The sequence below is a fragment of the Pseudoalteromonas sp. A22 genome (genome assembly GCF_018141345.1).
Classification (GTDB): domain Bacteria; phylum Pseudomonadota; class Gammaproteobacteria; order Enterobacterales; family Alteromonadaceae; genus Pseudoalteromonas; species Pseudoalteromonas maricaloris.
In genome coordinates, this window is sequence record NZ_CP047238.1 from 452,036 (window position 1) to 470,751 (window position 18,716).

Annotated in this window: 20 protein-coding genes; 18 read left to right on the forward strand and 2 right to left on the reverse strand. The window is 43.3% G+C overall.

All coding sequences use genetic code 11. From position 1 onward, the window contains the following. Positions 1-3: 3 nt before the first annotated feature. The 9 genes from GSF04_RS06880 (at position 4) to GSF04_RS06920 (ending at position 8,867) form a co-directional block, all read left to right on the forward strand. Positions 4-1,083 carry a pilus assembly protein PilM gene (locus GSF04_RS06880; RefSeq protein WP_211859107.1) on the forward strand — a complete coding sequence of 360 codons (1,080 nt, stop codon included), beginning with the start codon at positions 4-6 and terminating at the stop codon, positions 1,081-1,083. Further along, positions 1,071-1,643 carry a PilN domain-containing protein gene (locus GSF04_RS06885; RefSeq protein WP_211859108.1) on the forward strand — a complete coding sequence of 191 codons (573 nt, stop codon included), beginning with the start codon at positions 1,071-1,073 and terminating at the stop codon, positions 1,641-1,643. The genes GSF04_RS06880 and GSF04_RS06885 overlap by 13 nt, the downstream gene beginning before the upstream one ends. Before the next feature lie 16 nt (positions 1,644-1,659). Continuing rightward, entirely contained in the window at positions 1,660-2,265 is a 606-nt protein-coding gene (locus tag GSF04_RS06890) for a type 4a pilus biogenesis protein PilO (RefSeq protein ID WP_010607059.1), read from the forward strand. After that, entirely contained in the window at positions 2,262-2,804 is a 543-nt protein-coding gene (locus GSF04_RS06895; RefSeq protein ID WP_211859109.1) for a pilus assembly protein PilP, read from the forward strand. The genes GSF04_RS06890 and GSF04_RS06895 overlap by 4 nt, the downstream gene beginning before the upstream one ends. Next, positions 2,794-4,860, forward strand: coding sequence for a type IV pilus secretin PilQ family protein (locus tag GSF04_RS06900; protein WP_211859110.1), 2,067 nt, complete (start codon positions 2,794-2,796; stop codon positions 4,858-4,860). Before GSF04_RS06895 ends, GSF04_RS06900 begins: the two co-directional genes overlap by 11 nt. Before the next feature lie 150 nt (positions 4,861-5,010). Next, on the forward strand, positions 5,011-5,529 hold the full coding sequence (gene aroK, locus GSF04_RS06905; RefSeq protein ID WP_010607062.1) for a shikimate kinase AroK: 519 nt from the start codon (positions 5,011-5,013) through the stop codon (positions 5,527-5,529). 24 nt (positions 5,530-5,553) lie between these two features. After that, the gene (gene aroB / locus GSF04_RS06910; RefSeq protein ID WP_211859111.1) at positions 5,554-6,624 is read left to right on the forward strand and encodes a 3-dehydroquinate synthase; all 1,071 of its coding nucleotides are present in this window, start codon (positions 5,554-5,556) and stop codon (positions 6,622-6,624) included. Next, entirely contained in the window at positions 6,625-7,986 is a 1,362-nt protein-coding gene (locus tag GSF04_RS06915) for an AAA family ATPase (protein WP_211859112.1), read from the forward strand. Between the two features lie 47 nt (positions 7,987-8,033). Beyond that, positions 8,034-8,867 carry a Dam family site-specific DNA-(adenine-N6)-methyltransferase gene (locus GSF04_RS06920; protein WP_010368897.1) on the forward strand — a complete coding sequence of 278 codons (834 nt, stop codon included), beginning with the start codon at positions 8,034-8,036 and terminating at the stop codon, positions 8,865-8,867. Between the two features lie 19 nt (positions 8,868-8,886). Here GSF04_RS06920 and GSF04_RS06925 read toward each other — a convergent pair whose 3' ends face one another. Both GSF04_RS06925 and GSF04_RS06930 read right to left on the reverse strand, forming a co-directional pair. After that, a complete protein-coding gene (locus GSF04_RS06925) occupies positions 8,887-9,081 on the reverse strand; it encodes a DUF2970 domain-containing protein (protein WP_010368896.1) in 195 nt (64 codons plus the stop codon). Between the two features lie 38 nt (positions 9,082-9,119). After that, positions 9,120-9,422 carry a hypothetical protein gene (locus GSF04_RS06930; RefSeq protein WP_010368894.1) on the reverse strand — a complete coding sequence of 101 codons (303 nt, stop codon included), beginning with the start codon at positions 9,420-9,422 and terminating at the stop codon, positions 9,120-9,122. Between the two features lie 137 nt (positions 9,423-9,559). Between GSF04_RS06930 and rpe the strand changes: the two genes are divergently transcribed. The 9 genes from rpe (at position 9,560) to GSF04_RS06975 (ending at position 18,714) form a co-directional block, all read left to right on the forward strand. Continuing rightward, positions 9,560-10,231: a ribulose-phosphate 3-epimerase gene (gene rpe / locus GSF04_RS06935; protein WP_010368892.1), complete on the forward strand. Its 672-nt coding sequence runs from the start codon at positions 9,560-9,562 to the stop codon at positions 10,229-10,231. Beyond that, positions 10,231-10,896, forward strand: coding sequence for an HAD-IA family hydrolase (locus tag GSF04_RS06940; protein WP_211859113.1), 666 nt, complete (start codon positions 10,231-10,233; stop codon positions 10,894-10,896). The genes rpe and GSF04_RS06940 overlap by 1 nt, the downstream gene beginning before the upstream one ends. Positions 10,897-10,921: 25 nt before the next feature. Further along, positions 10,922-11,926, forward strand: a complete 1,005-nt coding sequence (trpS, locus tag GSF04_RS06945; RefSeq protein ID WP_039494036.1) for a tryptophan--tRNA ligase — start codon at positions 10,922-10,924, stop codon at positions 11,924-11,926. A gap of 185 nt (positions 11,927-12,111) precedes the next feature. Next, entirely contained in the window at positions 12,112-12,693 is a 582-nt protein-coding gene (locus tag GSF04_RS06950) for an aminodeoxychorismate/anthranilate synthase component II (RefSeq protein WP_211859114.1), read from the forward strand. A gap of 219 nt (positions 12,694-12,912) precedes the next feature. Further along, on the forward strand, positions 12,913-14,088 hold the full coding sequence (locus tag GSF04_RS06955; protein WP_017217249.1) for an HDOD domain-containing protein: 1,176 nt from the start codon (positions 12,913-12,915) through the stop codon (positions 14,086-14,088). Between the two features lie 357 nt (positions 14,089-14,445). Continuing rightward, positions 14,446-15,657 (forward strand): aspartate aminotransferase family protein, encoded by a 1,212-nt coding sequence (locus tag GSF04_RS06960; RefSeq protein ID WP_045990221.1) that lies wholly within the window; start codon positions 14,446-14,448, stop codon positions 15,655-15,657. A 67-nt stretch (positions 15,658-15,724) separates the two neighbouring features. After that, the gene (gene astA / locus GSF04_RS06965) at positions 15,725-16,738 is read left to right on the forward strand and encodes an arginine N-succinyltransferase (protein ID WP_010368879.1); all 1,014 of its coding nucleotides are present in this window, start codon (positions 15,725-15,727) and stop codon (positions 16,736-16,738) included. 15 nt (positions 16,739-16,753) lie between these two features. Continuing rightward, positions 16,754-18,226 carry a succinylglutamate-semialdehyde dehydrogenase gene (gene astD / locus GSF04_RS06970; RefSeq protein ID WP_211859115.1) on the forward strand — a complete coding sequence of 491 codons (1,473 nt, stop codon included), beginning with the start codon at positions 16,754-16,756 and terminating at the stop codon, positions 18,224-18,226. Positions 18,227-18,378: 152 nt separating this feature from the next. Beyond that, positions 18,379-18,714, forward strand: coding sequence for a DUF3802 family protein (locus tag GSF04_RS06975; protein ID WP_029215895.1), 336 nt, complete (start codon positions 18,379-18,381; stop codon positions 18,712-18,714). Positions 18,715-18,716 lie beyond the last annotated feature (2 nt).

Sequence of the window (18,716 nt, forward strand, 5' to 3'; positions counted from 1 at the left end):
CACATGCTGAGCCAACTACTAAAAAAACAAGCACCTCTGATGATAGGGATCGATATCGGTTCCCATTGTGTCAAAGCGGTGTTGCTGTCGAAGACAAGTTCCAGCTACCGAGTAGAAGCCGTTGCGATTGAACCTATTCCGAAAGGAGCAGTAAATGAAAGGGCCATTCAAGACATTGAAGCGATCGGCAACGCGATAACTAAAATGAAGCGGCGCATTCCAAAGCTCACGCAATATGCAGCAGTTGCCGTATCCGGTCAAACCGTGATTACAAAAGTGATCTTTATGGATGTGTCATTAACTGATGCTGAACTCGAGTCCCAGATAGCGATTGAAGCAGATAGCCTGATCCCTTACCCGTTAGATGAAGTTAGTCTAGATTTTGAAAAAATTGGAGTAAACGAAGCCGATCCGTCAAAAATGAATGTGCTGCTTTCTGCTGCGCGTACTGAAAGCGTGCAAGCACGGGTAGGCGCATTGGAAGAAGCGGGTTTCAAAGCGAAAGTTGTTGATGTAGAAAACTACGCACTAAGTAGAGCCATGGATGTCATTTACCCTGAACTGCCAACGGATGCCTTTGATAAAATCGTAGCAATGATAGATATTGGCGCTGTGCTTACGTTGATAAGCGTTATTCAATCTGGGAAAACGATTTACACCCGTGACCAAGTGTTTGGTGGTGAGCAATATACCAACAGCATTGTTGCTTATTACAACAAAACCTACGATGAAGCGGAACTGGCGAAAACGACGGGTGATTTACCGCCAAACTATACCTTTGAAGTCTTGGCTCCTTTTCAAACTTCTATGCTGCAGCAAATTCGCCGAGCGGTGCAAATGTTTATGACGACCAGTGGTAAAGATCATATTGACTACATCGTGTTGACGGGGGGAACGGCGTTGGTGAATGGCTTAGATAAGCTACTCATTGACGAGCTTGGGATCCACACAATAGTGGCAGACCCGTTTACCGACATGGAGATCGCACCAAAAGTAGATAGGCATGTGCTGCAAAAGCATAAAGCGCAGTTTGCCTTAGCGACAGGCTTGGCATTAAGGAGCTTCTCATCATGCCACATATAAATTTACTTCCTTGGCGCGAGCAGCAAAGGCAAGCATCGCAACAAATCTTTTTGACTATCATTGCGGTGATCATCGCGGCTTGTCTATTGATAATGTACATGCTTGGTAGTTTTTATGACGGCTTAAAAACTGGGCAAGAAATTAAAAACCGCTATCTCGAAAGTGAGATCTCTCAACTAGATTCCCGGATAGTCGCGATTAACGATTTGAATAAGCAAAAAGAAAATTTGCAACGTCGTATTCGGCTGATTGAAGAATTGCAGCTTAATCGTAGCCTTGGCACGCAAATTATCGATGAAATAGCACGAGTAGTTCCGGCTGGGGTTTATCTCACCAGTCTTGAACGGCAAGACAATATGATCAAAGTCATTGGTCGTAGTGAATCAAATAACCGTTTATCGCAAATGCTACGACAAGTTGAATCGTCTTATTTATTAGAGCGACCTGTGATCCAAGGCATAGTAGCCGGTGAGCAAAGTTCAAAATTACTGAGTGATTTTACGATGCATTTTTATGTTAAGTCTCATGAAGACATCCACTTAGCCGATAAAGCGAAGTAGGGCGGAGGCACAGTGCATGAATTTTGACTTAAACAGTTTAAAAGAAATCGATTGGAATGAGCTGGAGCTCGACAACATAGGTCATTGGCCTTTTCCTGTAAAAGTTTTATGTTCCGTTCTGGTGGTTTTATTAATGATGGTATTGGGTTATAACCTGATGGTTTCAAGCTCAATAGACCGTTACGATCAAGCGGTTAAAAAAGAGCAAGAGCTGAGAACGAGCTACCGAATAAAATACGCAAGAGCAAACAATCTAGAGCTATATAAACAGCAAATGATTGATATGGAAGCGCAATTTACAGAGCTGTTGAGACGATTGCCAAGTTCCAACGAAACGCCTGGGTTACTTGATGATCTGACTTACGTTGGTACCTCAAGCGGATTAACCTTCCTAAAAATTGGCTGGATGCCAGAGGTACGCAAAGAGTTTTATACTGAATTGCCTATTAAGTTAGAGGTGATTGGTAAGTATCATGAATTTGGTCAGTTTGTGAGTAAAGTATCTGAGTTACCTCGCATAGTCAGCCTACACGATTTTAGAATCGAAAATGCAGGAAACGGCGAGCTAGTATTTAGTGTTGTGGCAAAAACTTATCGCTATGAGCAAGGAGGTCAGAAATGATCCGGTTAGTGCTCTGCGTAACCACATTGCTGTTCATCTCAGGTTGTAATGATAGTACGGCAGAACAAAAAGAATTTATTGATCAGGTAAAGGCAAGCTCAACGCCAAAAATCGAGCCTATACCTGAAATGCAAAATTATGAACCGTTTAAGTATAGCGCTTCGGAGTTACGTAGCCCTTTTGTTGCGCCACAGCCCGAAGTGATTGAAAATAAACTAGTTCAAATTAAAAACTGCTTACACCCAGATCCTGATAGAGATCGTTATCCGTTAGAGAAGTTTCCTTTGGATAATCTGCGTATGAAAGGCATTATTGCCAAGTCTGATGGTCGCTGGGCGCTAATCGAAGCGGCGACGCAAGGCTTGTATCGTGTAAAACGTGGTGAATATATGGGTTTGTATCATGGCAAAGTGCTGAGTGTACATGCTGATCATTTAGAATTATTAGAATTGATCCCAGATGGAACGGGGTGTTGGAAAGAAAGGCTAACAAAAGTGGAAATGTTAGAAGCGGAACAAGGTGGCACGAGTGAATACTAACAATAACGTTATAAAATCAACTATTAAAAGCACTCGAACACTATGGCGTTCCGTGCTCGGTGTAGCCTTAGTTGGCCTTTCGTCAATTGCGCATGCCATTCCTATGTTGTATGACATTCGCTATAACCCTGTGCCAACAGGGGAAACCCAGCTACAACTGGTGTTTGACGAAAAACTCAATACAGAGCCAAAAGTTCGAGTTGTTGGTGAAAGTGCTAGTATCGAATTATTTTTTCAGCAGGCTGAGTTTGAAGAGAGCTTAAAAGCATTGAGCATTAACAAGGCGGGCATTCAAGGCATTACCAGTGAACTCAGAGATGGCGGTTTTGCCGTTTCCATCAACATGGATGAGCTGAAGCTATATAAAACCGAGGTTAAGAATAATCTTGTGATAGTGGAAGTATCTAACAAACCGATTGTCTCTGAACAAGATCAAAGTCAAAAAGTCACCGCATTTATTAACCAAATTCAAGCTATCGATTTTCGTCGCGGTGAGAAAGGTGAGGCGAAGGTACTTGCGTTTCTAGAGCACAATCAAGCGGCTATTGATGTACAAGAGCGCGGTGGCAAAATCATTGCTGACTTCCACCATATTGATATTGCGGAAGACCTGTTATATGAACTTGATGTGTTAGATTTTGGCACTGTAGTATCTCGTATCGAGACCTTTAAAGAAGACAATAAAAGCCGCATTGTGATTGAGCCAAATGCGGCATTCAAGTTTACCTATCAACAGCTCGATAACATCTTTACGTTATCAGTTGAGAAAGACGAAGGTAATAAAACCTTTGGCGATAAAAAAGAGTATAAAGGTCAGCCGATCACGTTGAACTTCCAGGATATTCCAATTCGCTCTGTACTACAGATCATCGCAGATACAAACAACTTTAACCTAGTAACGAGTGACACTGTATCTGGCAATATAACCCTACGTTTAGACGGTGTACCTTGGGATCAGGCGCTTGATGTTGTGTTACGTGTGAAAGGGCTAGATAAGCGTATGGATGGTTCTATTTTGATGGTTGCACCATCAGAAGAACTTGCAGCGCGAGAAGCCAAAGAATTACAAGCGCGCCAGCAAGTGGAAGAGCTAGAGCCATTATATAGCGAATATATTCAACTTAATTACGCAAAAGCGGAAGAGTTTGCTGACTTACTTAAAACCGATATCAATTCTATTATTAGCCATCGTGGTAGTGTGTCCGTTGATAAACGTACCAACACTTTATTGATTAAAGATACCTCGCGTAGCATTGAAAGTGTGCGTCGGATGGTTGAAACCTTAGATGTGCCGGTAAAACAGGTGCGTATTGAGTCGCGTATGGTTACTGTGGATGATACCGTACAAGAAGACCTAGGCGTTCGTTGGGGCTTTAGCGATCAGCAAGGCAGTGATGCTATCTCTGGTACGCTAGACGGTGCTAATGCGCTATCCAATGGCAATATTCCGTCTTTGGAGAATCGCTTAAATGTTAATTTAGGCGTAAAAGGGGTCCCTGCAGGCAGTATTGGTATGCACATTGCTAAATTGGCGGATGGTACGTTGATTGATCTCGAGTTGTCTGCATTGGAGCAAGAGAACAAGGGGGAGATAATCGCAACGCCAAGCATCACTACCGCTAATCAGAAAAAGGCGCGTATTGAGCAAGGTACAGAAATCCCATACGTAGAGGCCTCGTCAAGTGGTGCTACAACGGTAAGCTTCAAAAAAGCGGTATTAAGCTTGGAGGTGACACCGCAAATCACACCCGATAATAAAATAATTCTCGACTTAGTGATTACACAAGACACTAAAGGTGATACCGTGCAGACGCCGAATGGCCCGGCGACAGCGATCAACACCCAACAGATCCAAACACAAGTACTGGTCGAAAATGGTCAAACTATCGTACTGGGTGGTATTTATCAGCAAGAAGTGAAAACAGCAGTAAGTAAGATCCCAATTTTGGGCGATATCCCATATTTAGGTCTATTGTTTAAGAACTCTCGTGATATTAACGAAAAGCGAGAATTGCTGATATTTGTGACGCCTAAGATCATTCAAGACAGTTTATAGGCCCGTTGACAGTAAAAGTATTACGCTTTTTGCGTGGTTTGACTTGAAATTGTTCACGGATTACTGAGATAATCCCCTCCTTAATTTTGGGGCCAGGTCGTTAGGCGGGGTTTTATTTCAAATTTTAGAGTTCGTTTGTACTAAAAAGATATGGCTGAGAAACGTAATATATTTCTAGTAGGCCCGATGGGGGCTGGTAAAAGCACGATTGGTCGTCACATTGCAGATCAATTACACCTTGAATTTTTCGATTCGGATCAGGAAATTGAGCGCCGCACAGGTGCGGATATTTCTTGGGTGTTCGATATTGAAGGCGAAGAGGGGTTCCGCAAGCGTGAAGAAAGCGTCATCTCTGACCTAACAGAAATGCAAGGCATTGTGTTAGCAACAGGTGGTGGCTCTGTGATCAGCAAAGAAGTGCGCAATAAGTTGTCTGCGCGCGGTATTGTTGTTTACCTAGAAACGCCGATCGAAAAACAGGTAGCTCGTACTCAGCGTGATAAGCGTCGTCCATTACTACAAACCAGTGAAGACTCACGTGACGTACTAGAGCGCTTAGCCGATGAGCGTGAACCACTATATAGAGAAGTGGCAGATCACGTTGTTCGTACGGATGAGCAAAGCGCTAAAGTAGTTGCAAACCAAATTATTGAAAAATTAGATTTCTAATAACAACACCGTAGGAGGGAAGCCATGCTTGAATTAAAGGTTGATTTAAACGAGCGAAGCTATCCCATCTTCATCGGTGAACATCTCTTATCAGATGAAGGACGACTTAAGCAGTACGTTGGGCAAAGTCGTCCTGTTATCATCACCAACACCACCATAGCACCTCTATATTTAGATAGTCTGTTAGCGATATTTGACGATCAAAAACCACTACATTTTGTTATTCCTGATGGTGAACAATACAAATCGCTAGAATGGTTTGAAAAGATCTCTGCTTTTTTGCTCGAGCATAATTGTGGTCGAGATACGTGTTTGATTGCCCTCGGTGGCGGTGTGGTTGGTGATTTGACTGGTTTTGTTGCGGCATGCTACCAGCGTGGTGTTCCGTTTATTCAGATCCCTACGACTTTGTTGTCACAAGTCGATTCGTCAGTTGGTGGTAAAACTGCGGTAAATCATCCGTTAGGTAAAAACATGATTGGTGCTTTCTATCAGCCAAAAGCGGTTTTTATCGACACCAAGACCTTAAGTACATTACCTGCAAGAGAGTTTGCTGCGGGTATGGCTGAAGTCATTAAATATGCGTTGATCTATGATGCATCTTTTCTTGATACATTAACGGATCAGCACCCTCAGCTCAGCGCACTAGATGCTGAAAGCCTTCAACAAGTTATTTATAAGTGTTGTGCAATAAAAGCTGAGATCGTCGCCAAAGACGAAACCGAAGCAGGATTGCGTGCATTACTTAATTTGGGTCACACCTTTGGCCATGCGATTGAAGCGCAAATGGGCTATGGTAATTGGTTGCACGGTGAGGCTGTTGCTGCTGGAATGATGATAGCTGCAAACTTGGCTTGCCAGCGTGGCGCGCTTAGTACTGCTGATGTTGAAAAGATCCGTCGCGTTATTGCGCTTTATCAATTACCGACAGAAGCGCCAAGCGAGATGACCGCAGCGCAGTTTTTACAACATATGCGCAAAGACAAAAAGAACAAACAAGGCAAAATTCGCTTTATTCTGCCAACGCAACTAGGTCAATGTGCGCTAGTGGATGATGTTAGCGATGAAACCGTGGTAACTCTAATAGGTCGTTAAATGCAGTCGCAAATTTTACCAAGCAGAGCTGCATTGGTAGATAGAATTGCTATGCAATTCGACTATGGCCAAAACCTGATAACCTTAGTCGGCTCTTCGGGTCTTGGTAAAAGCTACCTTGCAGAATCGTTTCTTACCGATAAGTATCCAGACTTTAACAAAGCGTTTGTAAAGCTGACTGCAAATACTCAAGAGTTTGATGTAGTGCGGCAACTGCTTGAGCATAGCTTTCGCAGTCCTCTCATTGACCAGAAGTTATCTCTAAGTGAAAATTTCATGTTGCTCCACGATGAACAAGCTTGTGGACCATGCTTATGGGTGTTAGACAACGTTAGGCATTTAACCCAAGAGCTTGCGGAACAACTACAAAAGCTCGCAAAATCTTCTCGCGAAACAATTTACATACTCGCTACGGCGCAGCAGCCTCAGCTGATCCCTGAAAGTTTGGATATTCATATCGAGCCTTTATCTATGCTTGAAAGCAAGCGTTTGATGAGCATGTTTTACAAAGACTTACCGCCTGATGAAGATCCTATTTTTAATACGTTTGTTGCTGAAGCTCGAGGTAATCCGAGTGTTTTACTTTCTTGGCAGCCGCAGCAACAGAGTCTGAATTTACGTGAACAAAGTTCAAAAGTGGGTAGCAAATCACAATGGCAATGGTATGTCATTGCGCTTTGTTTGATACTGACCGCGTTAATGGTTGCTTTAGTGTATAAGCAAGAATTAAAACGGTACTGGACGCCAACTCAAGATAATGAAGAAACTGTCGCTACTGCTATTGATGCGCAAGCTGTATTTGAAGCGCCAACTACTACACTTGAAAAAGTTGAAGTTGAAAACAACGTACAACCAGAGTTGCCAGCCGAAGCGCCAACGCAAATTGAAACCGCACCTGTTGGTAGTATTTTATCTGCATTAACTGAAGCAAAAGAAGATACTATAAACAACAATAACGCACTATCAGAGCAAGCGAATGAAGCTGAAGAAGCCAATGTTGGTAGTACTCCGGCCACTTTATCGCCAGTAAAAGAGCCTCAGTACGCAGAGCCTGAACCATTGACGGGAAACCCTTGGTATCTCAGTCGTTCAGATGATGAATGGGTTATCCAGTTACTTGCTGTGACAGAAAGTGAGATTGCAGCTGGGTTTATGGCGGAGCATAACGAGGTGGTGACACAGCAGTTTACTGTCTTAAGAAACGGCCGAACTTGGTTTGTGGTTACAACTGATGCTTATGATAGTTTGGCCTCAGCGAAGCAAGCAAAGGCGGTATTGCCTGAGGCGCTACGAAAAGGTCAGCCATTTTTTAAGAGAATGAGTAAAATTAAACAAGAAATTACTCAGTCTCTCGGTAATTAGCCACATTTAGTGTAAAATCGCGCAACCACTCACGACATAGAACGAGCATGCAACAAAAGACTAGAGCCTTCTTAAAATGGGCAGGCGGAAAATACAGCTTAGTAGAAGATATTTCTAAGCGCCTACAAGCAGCAAGTAATGAAGCCGACACGCTAGTAGAACCTTTTGTTGGAGCGGGATCTGTTTTCCTTAACACTCAGTTTAAGCATTATGTCTTAAATGACATTAACGCTGATCTTATCAACCTGTATAAAGAGTTGAAGCGTATTCCTGATGAATTTATCAGTGACGCTAAAAGGCTATTCGTCGAGCTGAATAACCACCCAGATGCTTATTACGCGTATCGACAACAGTTTAACGAAAGCATTGATGTGTATGAGCGTGCGATTCTATTTCTATATATGAACCGCCATGGCTACAATGGTTTATGTCGTTATAATTTAAAGGGGATCTTTAACGTCCCTTTTGGTAAGTACAAAAAGCCTTACTTTCCAGAGCGTGAGCTATATGTGTTTGCTGAAAAGGCTCAACAGGCTACTTTTACCTGTCAAAGTTACAGCCAAGTATTTGAAACTATGCCAAAAAATGCGGTAGTGTATTGCGATCCACCGTATGTGCCTCTGAGCAAAACAGCATCATTTACTAGCTATGCAAAAGGTGGCTTTAACTTAGATGACCAAGCGCAATTGGCGAATCTTGCGGAAACCGCGGCTTTTGAAAAACAAACGCCAGTGTTAATCTCCAATCACGATACGGTATGGACACGAAAGATTTATAATCAAGCGAAGCTAGATGTGATCAAGGTGAAACGTACAATTAGCCCTAAAGGTAATGGGCGGAATAAAGTTGACGAACTAATGGCGTTATATCACCGTCCGTAATTTGCTGCGGCATAAAGGACTAAGCCAAAACCACACCATTCACAAACCAAATTAAGCCAATGACAAAGGCGGCGACAAAAACGATGCCTGCAAAAGCAAACGGCCAAAAATGCTTTTTGTTAAAGTCATATGCTTGTTTTTGACCACTCTGCACACCAAACATTGCTGCACAGACACTTTGAACTAATGCGAATTTACTATTGGAAGAAGCCATAGTGTTTACCTCTTACCAGTTGATTGGCTCAACTGGTATTAGTAAGGAGATGAAACTTTACTACTGCTTTGATTGTCTTTAGAGCCAAGTAATAGCTCAAGCAAATCCAAATAATGGAATTGGCCACTCGAACTACCGCCAGTCAACCACGCAGCCCAACTGGTGTGCGCTTCTTGCTGACATTCCACTGCATTTATTCGACTGCTTAAATTGCCAGTGCTACAAGTGCATGCGGAGTAATTTGCGGCAAGACTTTCATCATTGTCGAAAGAAAATACCCCTGCCGACACGGCTAATACCGTCCCAAGCAGAGCAATCCGTGCTTTATATCTAGAAACCATAACCCTATCCCCAGAAGTTAGATATCACATAATGATACACAATGTTCGTTTATTGCACAATCATAAAGCGCCTTAAATCGCAGACATTTTGGGCAATTTACGGTACAGTATCGCGGTCTTACGTTTAGGGGAAAAGTATGTCTGATTTTTTAATTGCACCATCCATTCTATCCGCAGATTTTGCGAGGTTAGGCGAAGATGTTGAAAAGGTACTGACAGCAGGTGCCGACGTGGTTCATTTCGATGTAATGGATAATCACTATGTGCCAAATTTAACTTTTGGTCCAATGATTTGTGACGCATTAAGAAATTACGGAATTACAGCTCCTATCGACGTACACTTGATGATAAAGCCTGTAGATAGTTTAATTCCCGAGTTTGCTAAAGCCGGAGCGAGCATTATTACATTTCACCCAGAGGCCAGCGAGCATATAGACAGAAGCCTTGCGCTGATTAAAGAATCAGGTTGTAAAGCTGGCTTGGTATTTAACCCAGGCACACCGCTGCATTATCTCGATCATGTGATGGATAAAATTGATCAAATCCTCTTGATGTCGGTAAACCCTGGTTTTGGCGGCCAAAGTTTTATCCCACATACACTTGAAAAATTAAAAGAAGCGAGAGCACGCATTGACGCGTCCGGTCGCGATATTCGTCTTGAAGTGGATGGGGGGATTAAGGTGGACAACATTGCTGAAGTTGCAGCTGCCGGTGCAGACATGTTTGTTGCGGGTTCCGCTATCTTTAATCAACCCGATTACAAAGCGGTAATAGACGCCATGCGTCAAGAATTAGCAAAGGTAAAATAATGCGTTTTGAGGGTATTTTATTTGACCTCGATGGCACGTTAGTTGATAGCGTCGAGGATATGTACATGGCGCTCAATTTAACGCTGTCTGAGCTTGCTCATCCAATTGTTAGTCATGCTCTGGTGCGTGAGTGGGTAGGTAACGGCATCGATATGTTAGTAAAAAGAGGCCTAAGCGGTAGCCATGAAGTTAGCGAAGAGCTATCCGAAAGTTTAGCGCACACCGCCATTGAGCGTTTTAAAGTGCATTATGATGAATTAGTTGGTCAGTATGCAGGTTTATATCCGCATGTTGAGACGGGGTTATCTGCATTTGCCGCAGTGCCAAAAGCCATCGTGACCAATAAAAATCGTGCATTTACGCTAAAGCTGCTAGATAAATTAAATCTCACATCGCATTTTGATTGTATCGTCTGTGGTGATGATACTGACAAAAAGCCATCACCAGCTCCGCTATTGCTGGCTGCCGAGCGTCTTGGTATACCAGCGGATAAGCTTATTATGGTTGGAGATTCTAAAAGCGATATTTTGGCCGCTCAGGGCGCTAAGATACCTGTGATTGCGCTAAATTATGGGTATAATCAGGGATTCGATTTGAAAGAGTTCAATCCACAGTACCTTTGTGATGGATTCTTAGATATTATTCCCATTATCAATCAACGTTAATTCAATGAAGAAATAAAGGAACGACATGAGTAAACCTGTAGTATTAAGTGGTATTCAGCCAACCGGTGGTATGACAATAGGCAATTACGTAGGTGCCATTAACCAGTGGCTTAAACTACAAAACGATCATGATTGTTACTTTATGTTGGTTGACTTGCATGCCATTACGGTTCGCCAAGAGCCACAGCAACTACGCGATCGCGTATTAGACGGCGTAGCACTATATACCGCTTGCGGCATCGACCCAGATAAATCGTCACTATTTGTACAATCACAGGTTCCTGAGCATGCACAGCTAGGTTGGGTACTGAACTGTTATGCACAAATGGGTGAATTAAACCGCATGACGCAGTTTAAAGATAAGTCAGCAAAGCACGCCAATAACGTAAACGTTGGCTTATTCGCCTATCCAGTATTGCAAGCTGCGGATATTTTATTGTATCAAGCGGATCAAGTACCGGTTGGTGAAGACCAAAAGCAGCACCTTGAGTTGACCCGCGATATCGCAACGCGCTTTAACAATCTGTATGGCGATGTCTTTAAGATCCCAGAACCTTATATTCCAGAGTTTGGCGCTCGTGTTATGAGCTTGCAAGATCCGAGCAAGAAGATGTCAAAATCAGACGAAAACCCAAATGGTTTTGTGATGCTGTTGGATGAACCTAAGAAGATAGAGAAAAAGCTGAAAAAAGCGGTAACGGATTCAGATGAGCAAGCACGCATTTACTTTGATCGTGTTGAAAAACCTGGTGTATCCAACTTACTGACTCTACTTAGTGTTGCAACTAAACGCTCAATTGAAGAGTTAGTGCCAGAGTACGAAGACAAAATGTACGGCCATTTGAAGAAAGACACTGCCGATGCGGTAGTGAATATGCTTGAGCCTATTCAAGCGCGCTTTAAAGAAATCCGTGAAGATCAAACTCTGCTGAACGAAATCATGAAAAAAGGTGCGGAAAAAGCAAGTATTCGTGCCGAAAAAACGCTTAAAGCTGTGTATGACGCCGTCGGTTTTATTCCTCGCGGTTAATAAAACACAAAGAAAGACACCATTTATGGTGTCTTTTTGTATTACAAGGGCCTATTGCCCCTTGGTTTAAAGCAGATACTAGATATAAGAAAACCCTCCTGTTGAGTTCGTGATAAAATAGACTTATAACGAACATCTTTACCCTAGTGGCGAATAGGCTGCTTGGTTCTTTTAGTGGTACCTACATGCTGTTGATGATTGATAACTATGATTCCTTTACCTACAACCTAGTGCAGTATTTTCAGCGCTTAGACGTGGACGTGCTGGTAAAGCGGAATGATGAAATCAGCGCCTCACAAATCAAGCAGCTTAATCCCAAATATGTTGTGCTATCTCCTGGCCCTTGCAGTCCTGATGAAGCGGGGATCTCGCTTGAAGTCGTAAAACGTCTACAGGGACAAATCCCTATTCTTGGCATTTGCCTTGGTCATCAAACTATTGCACAAGCTTTAGGTGGTAAAATCATTCGAGCAAAACAAGTGATGCATGGTAAAACGTCGCAAGTGCACCATAACAATATGGGTGTATTTCAAGGTCTGCCATCACCATACGAAGTATGCCGCTACCACTCTTTAGTTGTTGAGCAAAGTAGCTTACCAAAATCTCTAGCCGTAACGGCTTGGACACAGACGCAAGAAGGTGAACGTGATGAAATTATGGGACTCGTAGCATCCGATAGAGCACTAGAAGGAGTGCAATTTCACCCAGAAGCTATCCTCACTGAACACGGCTTAGCATTACTTGATAACTTTATAAAACGCTTCTAAAGTTTAAACAAATCCAACAGAGTTTCGCCTAGGTGTTATATATCCATATTTGCCGCGCTTTTGTTGGTTAGACTAGGGTCTAGTTTTTGATACATAACTTTTTGATTCTATTGTGCGCAATATCAAATCATAATATTGCTTTTACTGGTATAATGTTAATCAGTAAGACGATTCTGTGAGTGCTTAACTCAGTGTTTTTCTTTTAGATAAGTAGCATGCATGACGCAAGAAAATAAGCAAATTAGAATGGCACAAGCGCTGTCCGAACGTGCCCATGACCTTCTTATCAGCCTCAACTTTGCGCAGAAGCAAATAGGCTATATCCATACATTTGATATTAGCTACGGTGAGAATATCGCACAGCGCACTATGCTAGAGGTGGAAATTGCTGCGGCTGCAAAACGCCAAGAGAGCAGCACAAGTCATCATAAATATATTGCCAAAGCGAGCAAGCATCTACATTCCGTTATCGAAGAAGCTATTACAAAGCAACTGCATGACCTTGATAATATCTATCATGAAGTCATTGGCATTCAAGACTCCGTTCCTGCGATCTTAGATATTCTAGCCGTGCGCTCAGCTTCGGTTGGGCGTTTAGAACCTTTGGTCAATGACTTAAGTTGGCTGGGTCGTGAGCTAGTTTCGCTAGTCAACTTGCCACAGTATCGCAAAAAAAACAGTAAAGGCACGTCCATTAAGGTCGACACTCCAGCATTAGCATTAAGGTATTTAGGCCTTGAGAACTTGCAAATGGTGATCCCGACAATGGCGGTAAGACACTGGATGCCGCATGCTACAGAACCATTTACTCTGATGAAACGTAAATTACGCGAGCTGAGCATGAGCACAGCCATTGCGGCAAAAGAGCTGGCACCATTTTTTGGGGTAAAAGAACAGCATGCGTTTACGTTAGGCATGTTACTAGAGCTTGGGAAAGTGGCCTTGATCCGTCTTTATTTACGCACCTTCGAAAAAGTGTGGCAAGCCAAGGTACAAATAGCACGAGACAAAAAGCAAAAAGACCTACACACCGCATTAATGGAGTTATCTCCTGATCCATTATTTTTACGTAACTTGTTGATAGAACATTCGGCAGAGATTTCACGTAAGCTAATTGAAAAAATGGAGTTACGTTATTTGCCCTTTAATGCCGTCATGGAAGAGTATGCGCAAACTTATCTACCAAATGCGCATAAAAACATTGCCGACCCATTACCTCTGACACAAGTGATGCAAAAAGCCTATGGCTACGCACAACTGCTTGTTTTAAAAGATAGTCAGTTAATTGAAGATGACGAAGCCGAGATTTTGCTCAATCATTTAGAACTTACCGAGGAAATGCGTCAGCAATTGGCAAAATGTGCGTTCCATAACCTGCAGTTGACGATTTTGTAAAAAAAATTGAAATTTTTTTTGCGACTATTCATTCAAAACCTAATCTTAACTGATCTGTGCAAGGCTGCACGGCGCTTGCTTTGCCCTAAATATCTGCCCTAGATAGTTATTCACTTGAGTTGAGAATATATGTTAAACCCTTGAATACTAAGGGCTGAGAACGTGGTATAAGTGAGACAAATGGCGCTTTTTCTGAAATAATGAGCGTATGAATTTTGTGCCATCAAGGGGCGGGTCAAAATACATAGCACCGAATTGGTGTGAATAAATATCCTATCAAGTGGCGGCAACGCGCCGACCTCCAAAAGGAAATGACTCCTTGTTTGCACTTTCACTCACCAAATATGAGGAAATAAAATGACTATCAATCGTGAATTGTTTGACGACGTAATGGTACCTAACTACGCACCTTCAGCGGTAATTCCAGTGAAAGGTGAAGGTTCTCGAGTATGGGATCAGGAAGGTCGTGAGTACATCGACTTTGCTGGTGGTATCGCAGTTAACTGTCTAGGTCATTGTCACCCAGCTTTGGTGGGCGCGCTTAAAGAGCAAGGCGAGAAAATTTGGCATCTGTCTAACGTGATGACTAATGAGCCTGCACTACGTTTAGCGAAAAAGCTAACTGATGCGACGTTCGCAGAGAAAGTCTACTTTGCAAACTCAGGTGCAGAAGCGAACGAAGCGGCGCTTAAACTAGCACGCCGTTGGGCACTAGATAAGTTTGGTGCTGAAAAGTCGCAAATCATCTCTTTCAACAAAGGTTTTCACGGCCGTACTTTCTTCACTGTGACCGTTGGTGGTCAAGCTGCATACTCTGATGGCTTTGGTCCAAAGCCGGGCGACATTGTTCATACAGACTATAACGATTTAGCGGCATTTGAAGCGCTTATTTCAGACAACACTTGTGCCGTGATGATGGAGCCGCTACAAGGCGAAGGTGGTATCATTTCACCAACTTCTGAGTTTGTAAAAGGTGTTCGCGAGCTGTGTGACAAGCACAATGCGCTACTTATTTTTGATGAAGTGCAAACTGGTGTTGGCCGTACTGGTGACTTGTATGCATACCAAGGTTTAAACGTAACCCCTGATATTTTAACAACGGCTAAAGCGCTTGGCGGTGGTTTCCCTATCGGCGCGATGATCACAACAACAGAGATTGCTGCGCACCTAAAAGTAGGTACTCATGGTTCTACATACGGCGGTAACCCGCTGGCGTGTGCGGTTGCAGAAGCGGCATTTGACACAGTAAACACAACAGCTGTACTTGATGGCGTAAAAGCAAAAGAGCAGCTGTTCCGTGAACTGCTAAACGACATCAACGAAAAGTACAACGTATTCACCGAAGTACGTGGTAAAGGTCTATTGCTTGGTGGTGTAGTCACTGAAAAGTACGAAGGCAAAGCAAAAGAATTCTTGGTTGAAGGTATCAAGCAAGGCGTGATGTCACTTGTTGCAGGTGCAAACGTAGTACGTTTCACTCCATCTCTTGTTATTCCAGAAGCTGACATCCGCGAAGGGATGGCACGCTTCGAAAAAGCCGTTGCTGCGGTAGTTGCTAACAACGCTTAATACTGGTTGCAAGGTCACCTTTTGGTGGCCTTGTTGTTATCCACATTTTTGAGGAGTAAGCGGGCTCATGATGATCCTTCGCCCAATCCAAGAAAGCGATTATCCAGCGCTTTTAAACATTGCTCACGAATCAGGTCACGGTTTTACCTCTTTGCCTGTAAACGAAGAGCTATTACAGAAGAAGATTGCACGCTCAGTTGCTTCCTTTGGCAAGCAAGCTGACAAGCCTTTTGATGAAGGTTATTTATTTGTATTAGAAGATACTGAAACAGGCGAGGTGGTTGGTACCAGCGGTATCGAAGCTGCGGTTGGTTTAGATGATGCGTTTTATCATTATCACCTAAGCAAAGTGATCCACTCTTCACGCACACTCGATGTTTATAAAGCAGTGGATATTTTAACGCTATGTAATGACTACACTGGCGCGACGGAATTATGCACTCTGTTTTTAAAAGATGGCTATCGCAAAGGCGCAAATGGCAAATTGCTGTCTCGCTCTCGCTTTATGTTTATCAATCAACATCGTGATCGTTTTGCTGAAACCGTTATCGCGGAAATGCGCGGTGTTTCTAACGAGCAAGGCGAAAGTCCGTTCTGGCAATGGCTTGAAGAGCATTTCTTCTCGATGGATTTCCCGACAGCGGATTATCTAACGGGGATCGGCCAAAAGGTCTTTATTGCTGAATTAATGCCTAAGTACCCAATCTACGTGAACCTGCTTAGTAAAGAAGCACAAGCGGTGATTGGTGAAGTTCACGACAATACGCGTCCTGCTATTGAGCTACTAAAAAGCGAAGGTTTCACATTTAATGGTTATGTTGATATCTTCGACGCGGGTCCAACGGTAGAAGCAAAAGTGGGGAATATCCGCACGGTTCGCAATAGTGAAACTCGTACTGTGAAAATAGGCGAAAGCAACGGTGGATTCCCTGTTATGGTCGCAAATGGTAAACTTGTTGATTATCGCGCGGCGGTAATCGAGTTAGCCCTGACTGATAGCAATGAAGTGACGCTTGCTCCACATGTTGCCGCGGCGCTAAAAGTTGAAGAAGGCGATCAAGTAAGCCTAGTAAAGATTTAAGATTGGGAACAGATTATGACAACACATGCAGCACAACTAATAAATGGTGAGTGGATTGCAGGACAAGGCGCAAGCTTTAGCTCTGTAAACCCAGCAAACAACGACGTTATTTGGAGCGCAAACGCAGCTACTGCTGAGCAAGTTGATGGCGCAGTAAAAGCGGCTCGTGAAGCTTTTTATTCATGGAGCGACATGAGCTTTGAAGCGCGTCTAGAAATTGTTAAGCGTTTCGCTGAAGTACTAAAAGAAAATAGCGAAGAGCTGGCTATTGCAATTGCTAAAGAAACGGGTAAGCCACTTTGGGAAACTCGTACAGAAGCGGGTGCTATGGTAGGTAAAATCGCGATTTCTGAGAAAGCCTATCAAGAGCGTACAGGCGTTGTGGAAAATCCAATGCCAGTTGGCCGTGCCGTGATCCGTCACAAGGCGCATGGTGTAGTTGCTGTATTTGGCCCATATAACTTCCCAGGTCACTTACCTAATGGCCACATCGTACCTGCGCTACTTGCTGGTAACACGGTTATCTTTAAGCCATCTGAACTGACGCCTTATGTTGCTGAGCTAACGCTTAAATACTGGCAACAAGCGGGTCTTCCTGCTGGCGTGATTAACCTAGTTCAGGGTGAAGTTGAAACAGGTAAAGCACTTGCATCACACGCGGGTATTGACGGCTTATTCTTTACTGGCTCTTCTCGTACGGGTCACTTGCTACATGAACAATATGCAGGTCAACCGGGTAAGATCCTAGCGCTTGAAATGGGTGGTAATAACCCACTTATCGTAAAAGACGTAGCGGATACCAAAGCGGCAGTACACGACATTATTCAATCTGCGTTTATCTCAAGTGGTCAACGTTGTACTTGTGCTCGTAAACTATTCCTTCCTGCAGGTGAACAAGGTGACACAATCCTTGAGCAACTGATCAAAGCAACTAAAGCGATTAAAGTGGGTAACTTTGACGATGCAGATCAACCGTTCATGGGTTCAATGATCTCAAATGCAGCCGCCGCTGGCATGGTAAAAGCACAGCAACAGCTTGTTGAGCTCGGTGGTGAGTCGCTTATCAAGCTGACGCACACAGAGGGCACGGGCTTTGTGACGCCAGGGATCATCGAATGTACTAACATTGCAGACTTTCCTGATGAAGAACACTTTGGTCCGCTGTTAAAAATATTCCGCTACACAGACTTTGACGCTGCTATCGAAAAAGCGAACGAGACAAGCTTTGGCTTATCTGCAGGCCTGCTTGGCGACAACGAAGCTGACTACGACCGTTTCTTACGTCGTATTCGCGCAGGTATCGTAAACTGGAACCGCCCAATCACTGGCGCTTCAAGTGCAGCTCCGTTTGGTGGTATCGGTGCATCAGGTAACCACCGTGCAAGTGCATACTACGCGGCAGATTACTGTGCATACCCAGTGGCTTCTGTGGAACTGGAAAAGGTAACTTTACCTTCTAGCTTGAGCCCAGGTTTATCTTTGGATTAAAATGCCAATATTGAGGTTTACTCAATAAAAATTGATAAGAAAAGCAGCTTCGGCTGCTTTTTTGTGTCTAGTTGACTACAAAAGTAGCAATCGAAAAAACTTTCTGCTTAAATCAATAGGAGATGTCTTTGATAGGTTCGGGTGAGCAAAGTATGGTTTTAGATAAACAAGGGTACGATGATTTAGTCATGTATTTGACGCAAAACTTAGCCTTGTTTGAGAAGTCTGGGACGGTTGAACCAGGGGCTCCAACAGTCATGGAATTAATCGAAGATGTGATCGCTGAAAACGTTATCCGTATATGCGAGCAGCACACTGAGTTATCTACAGAGCAGCGCAGCATGATCGTGCGTGAGGTAGATGGCATTGTGTACGACTTACAAGAAGTGCTATCAAGTGTTGTTGATAGACGTGTCACCGTAGAACAAAAAGAATTTATCGAAGAATTCGCGGGTTTGGTCAAAAACCTGTTTGATTCTGCTGTATAGCT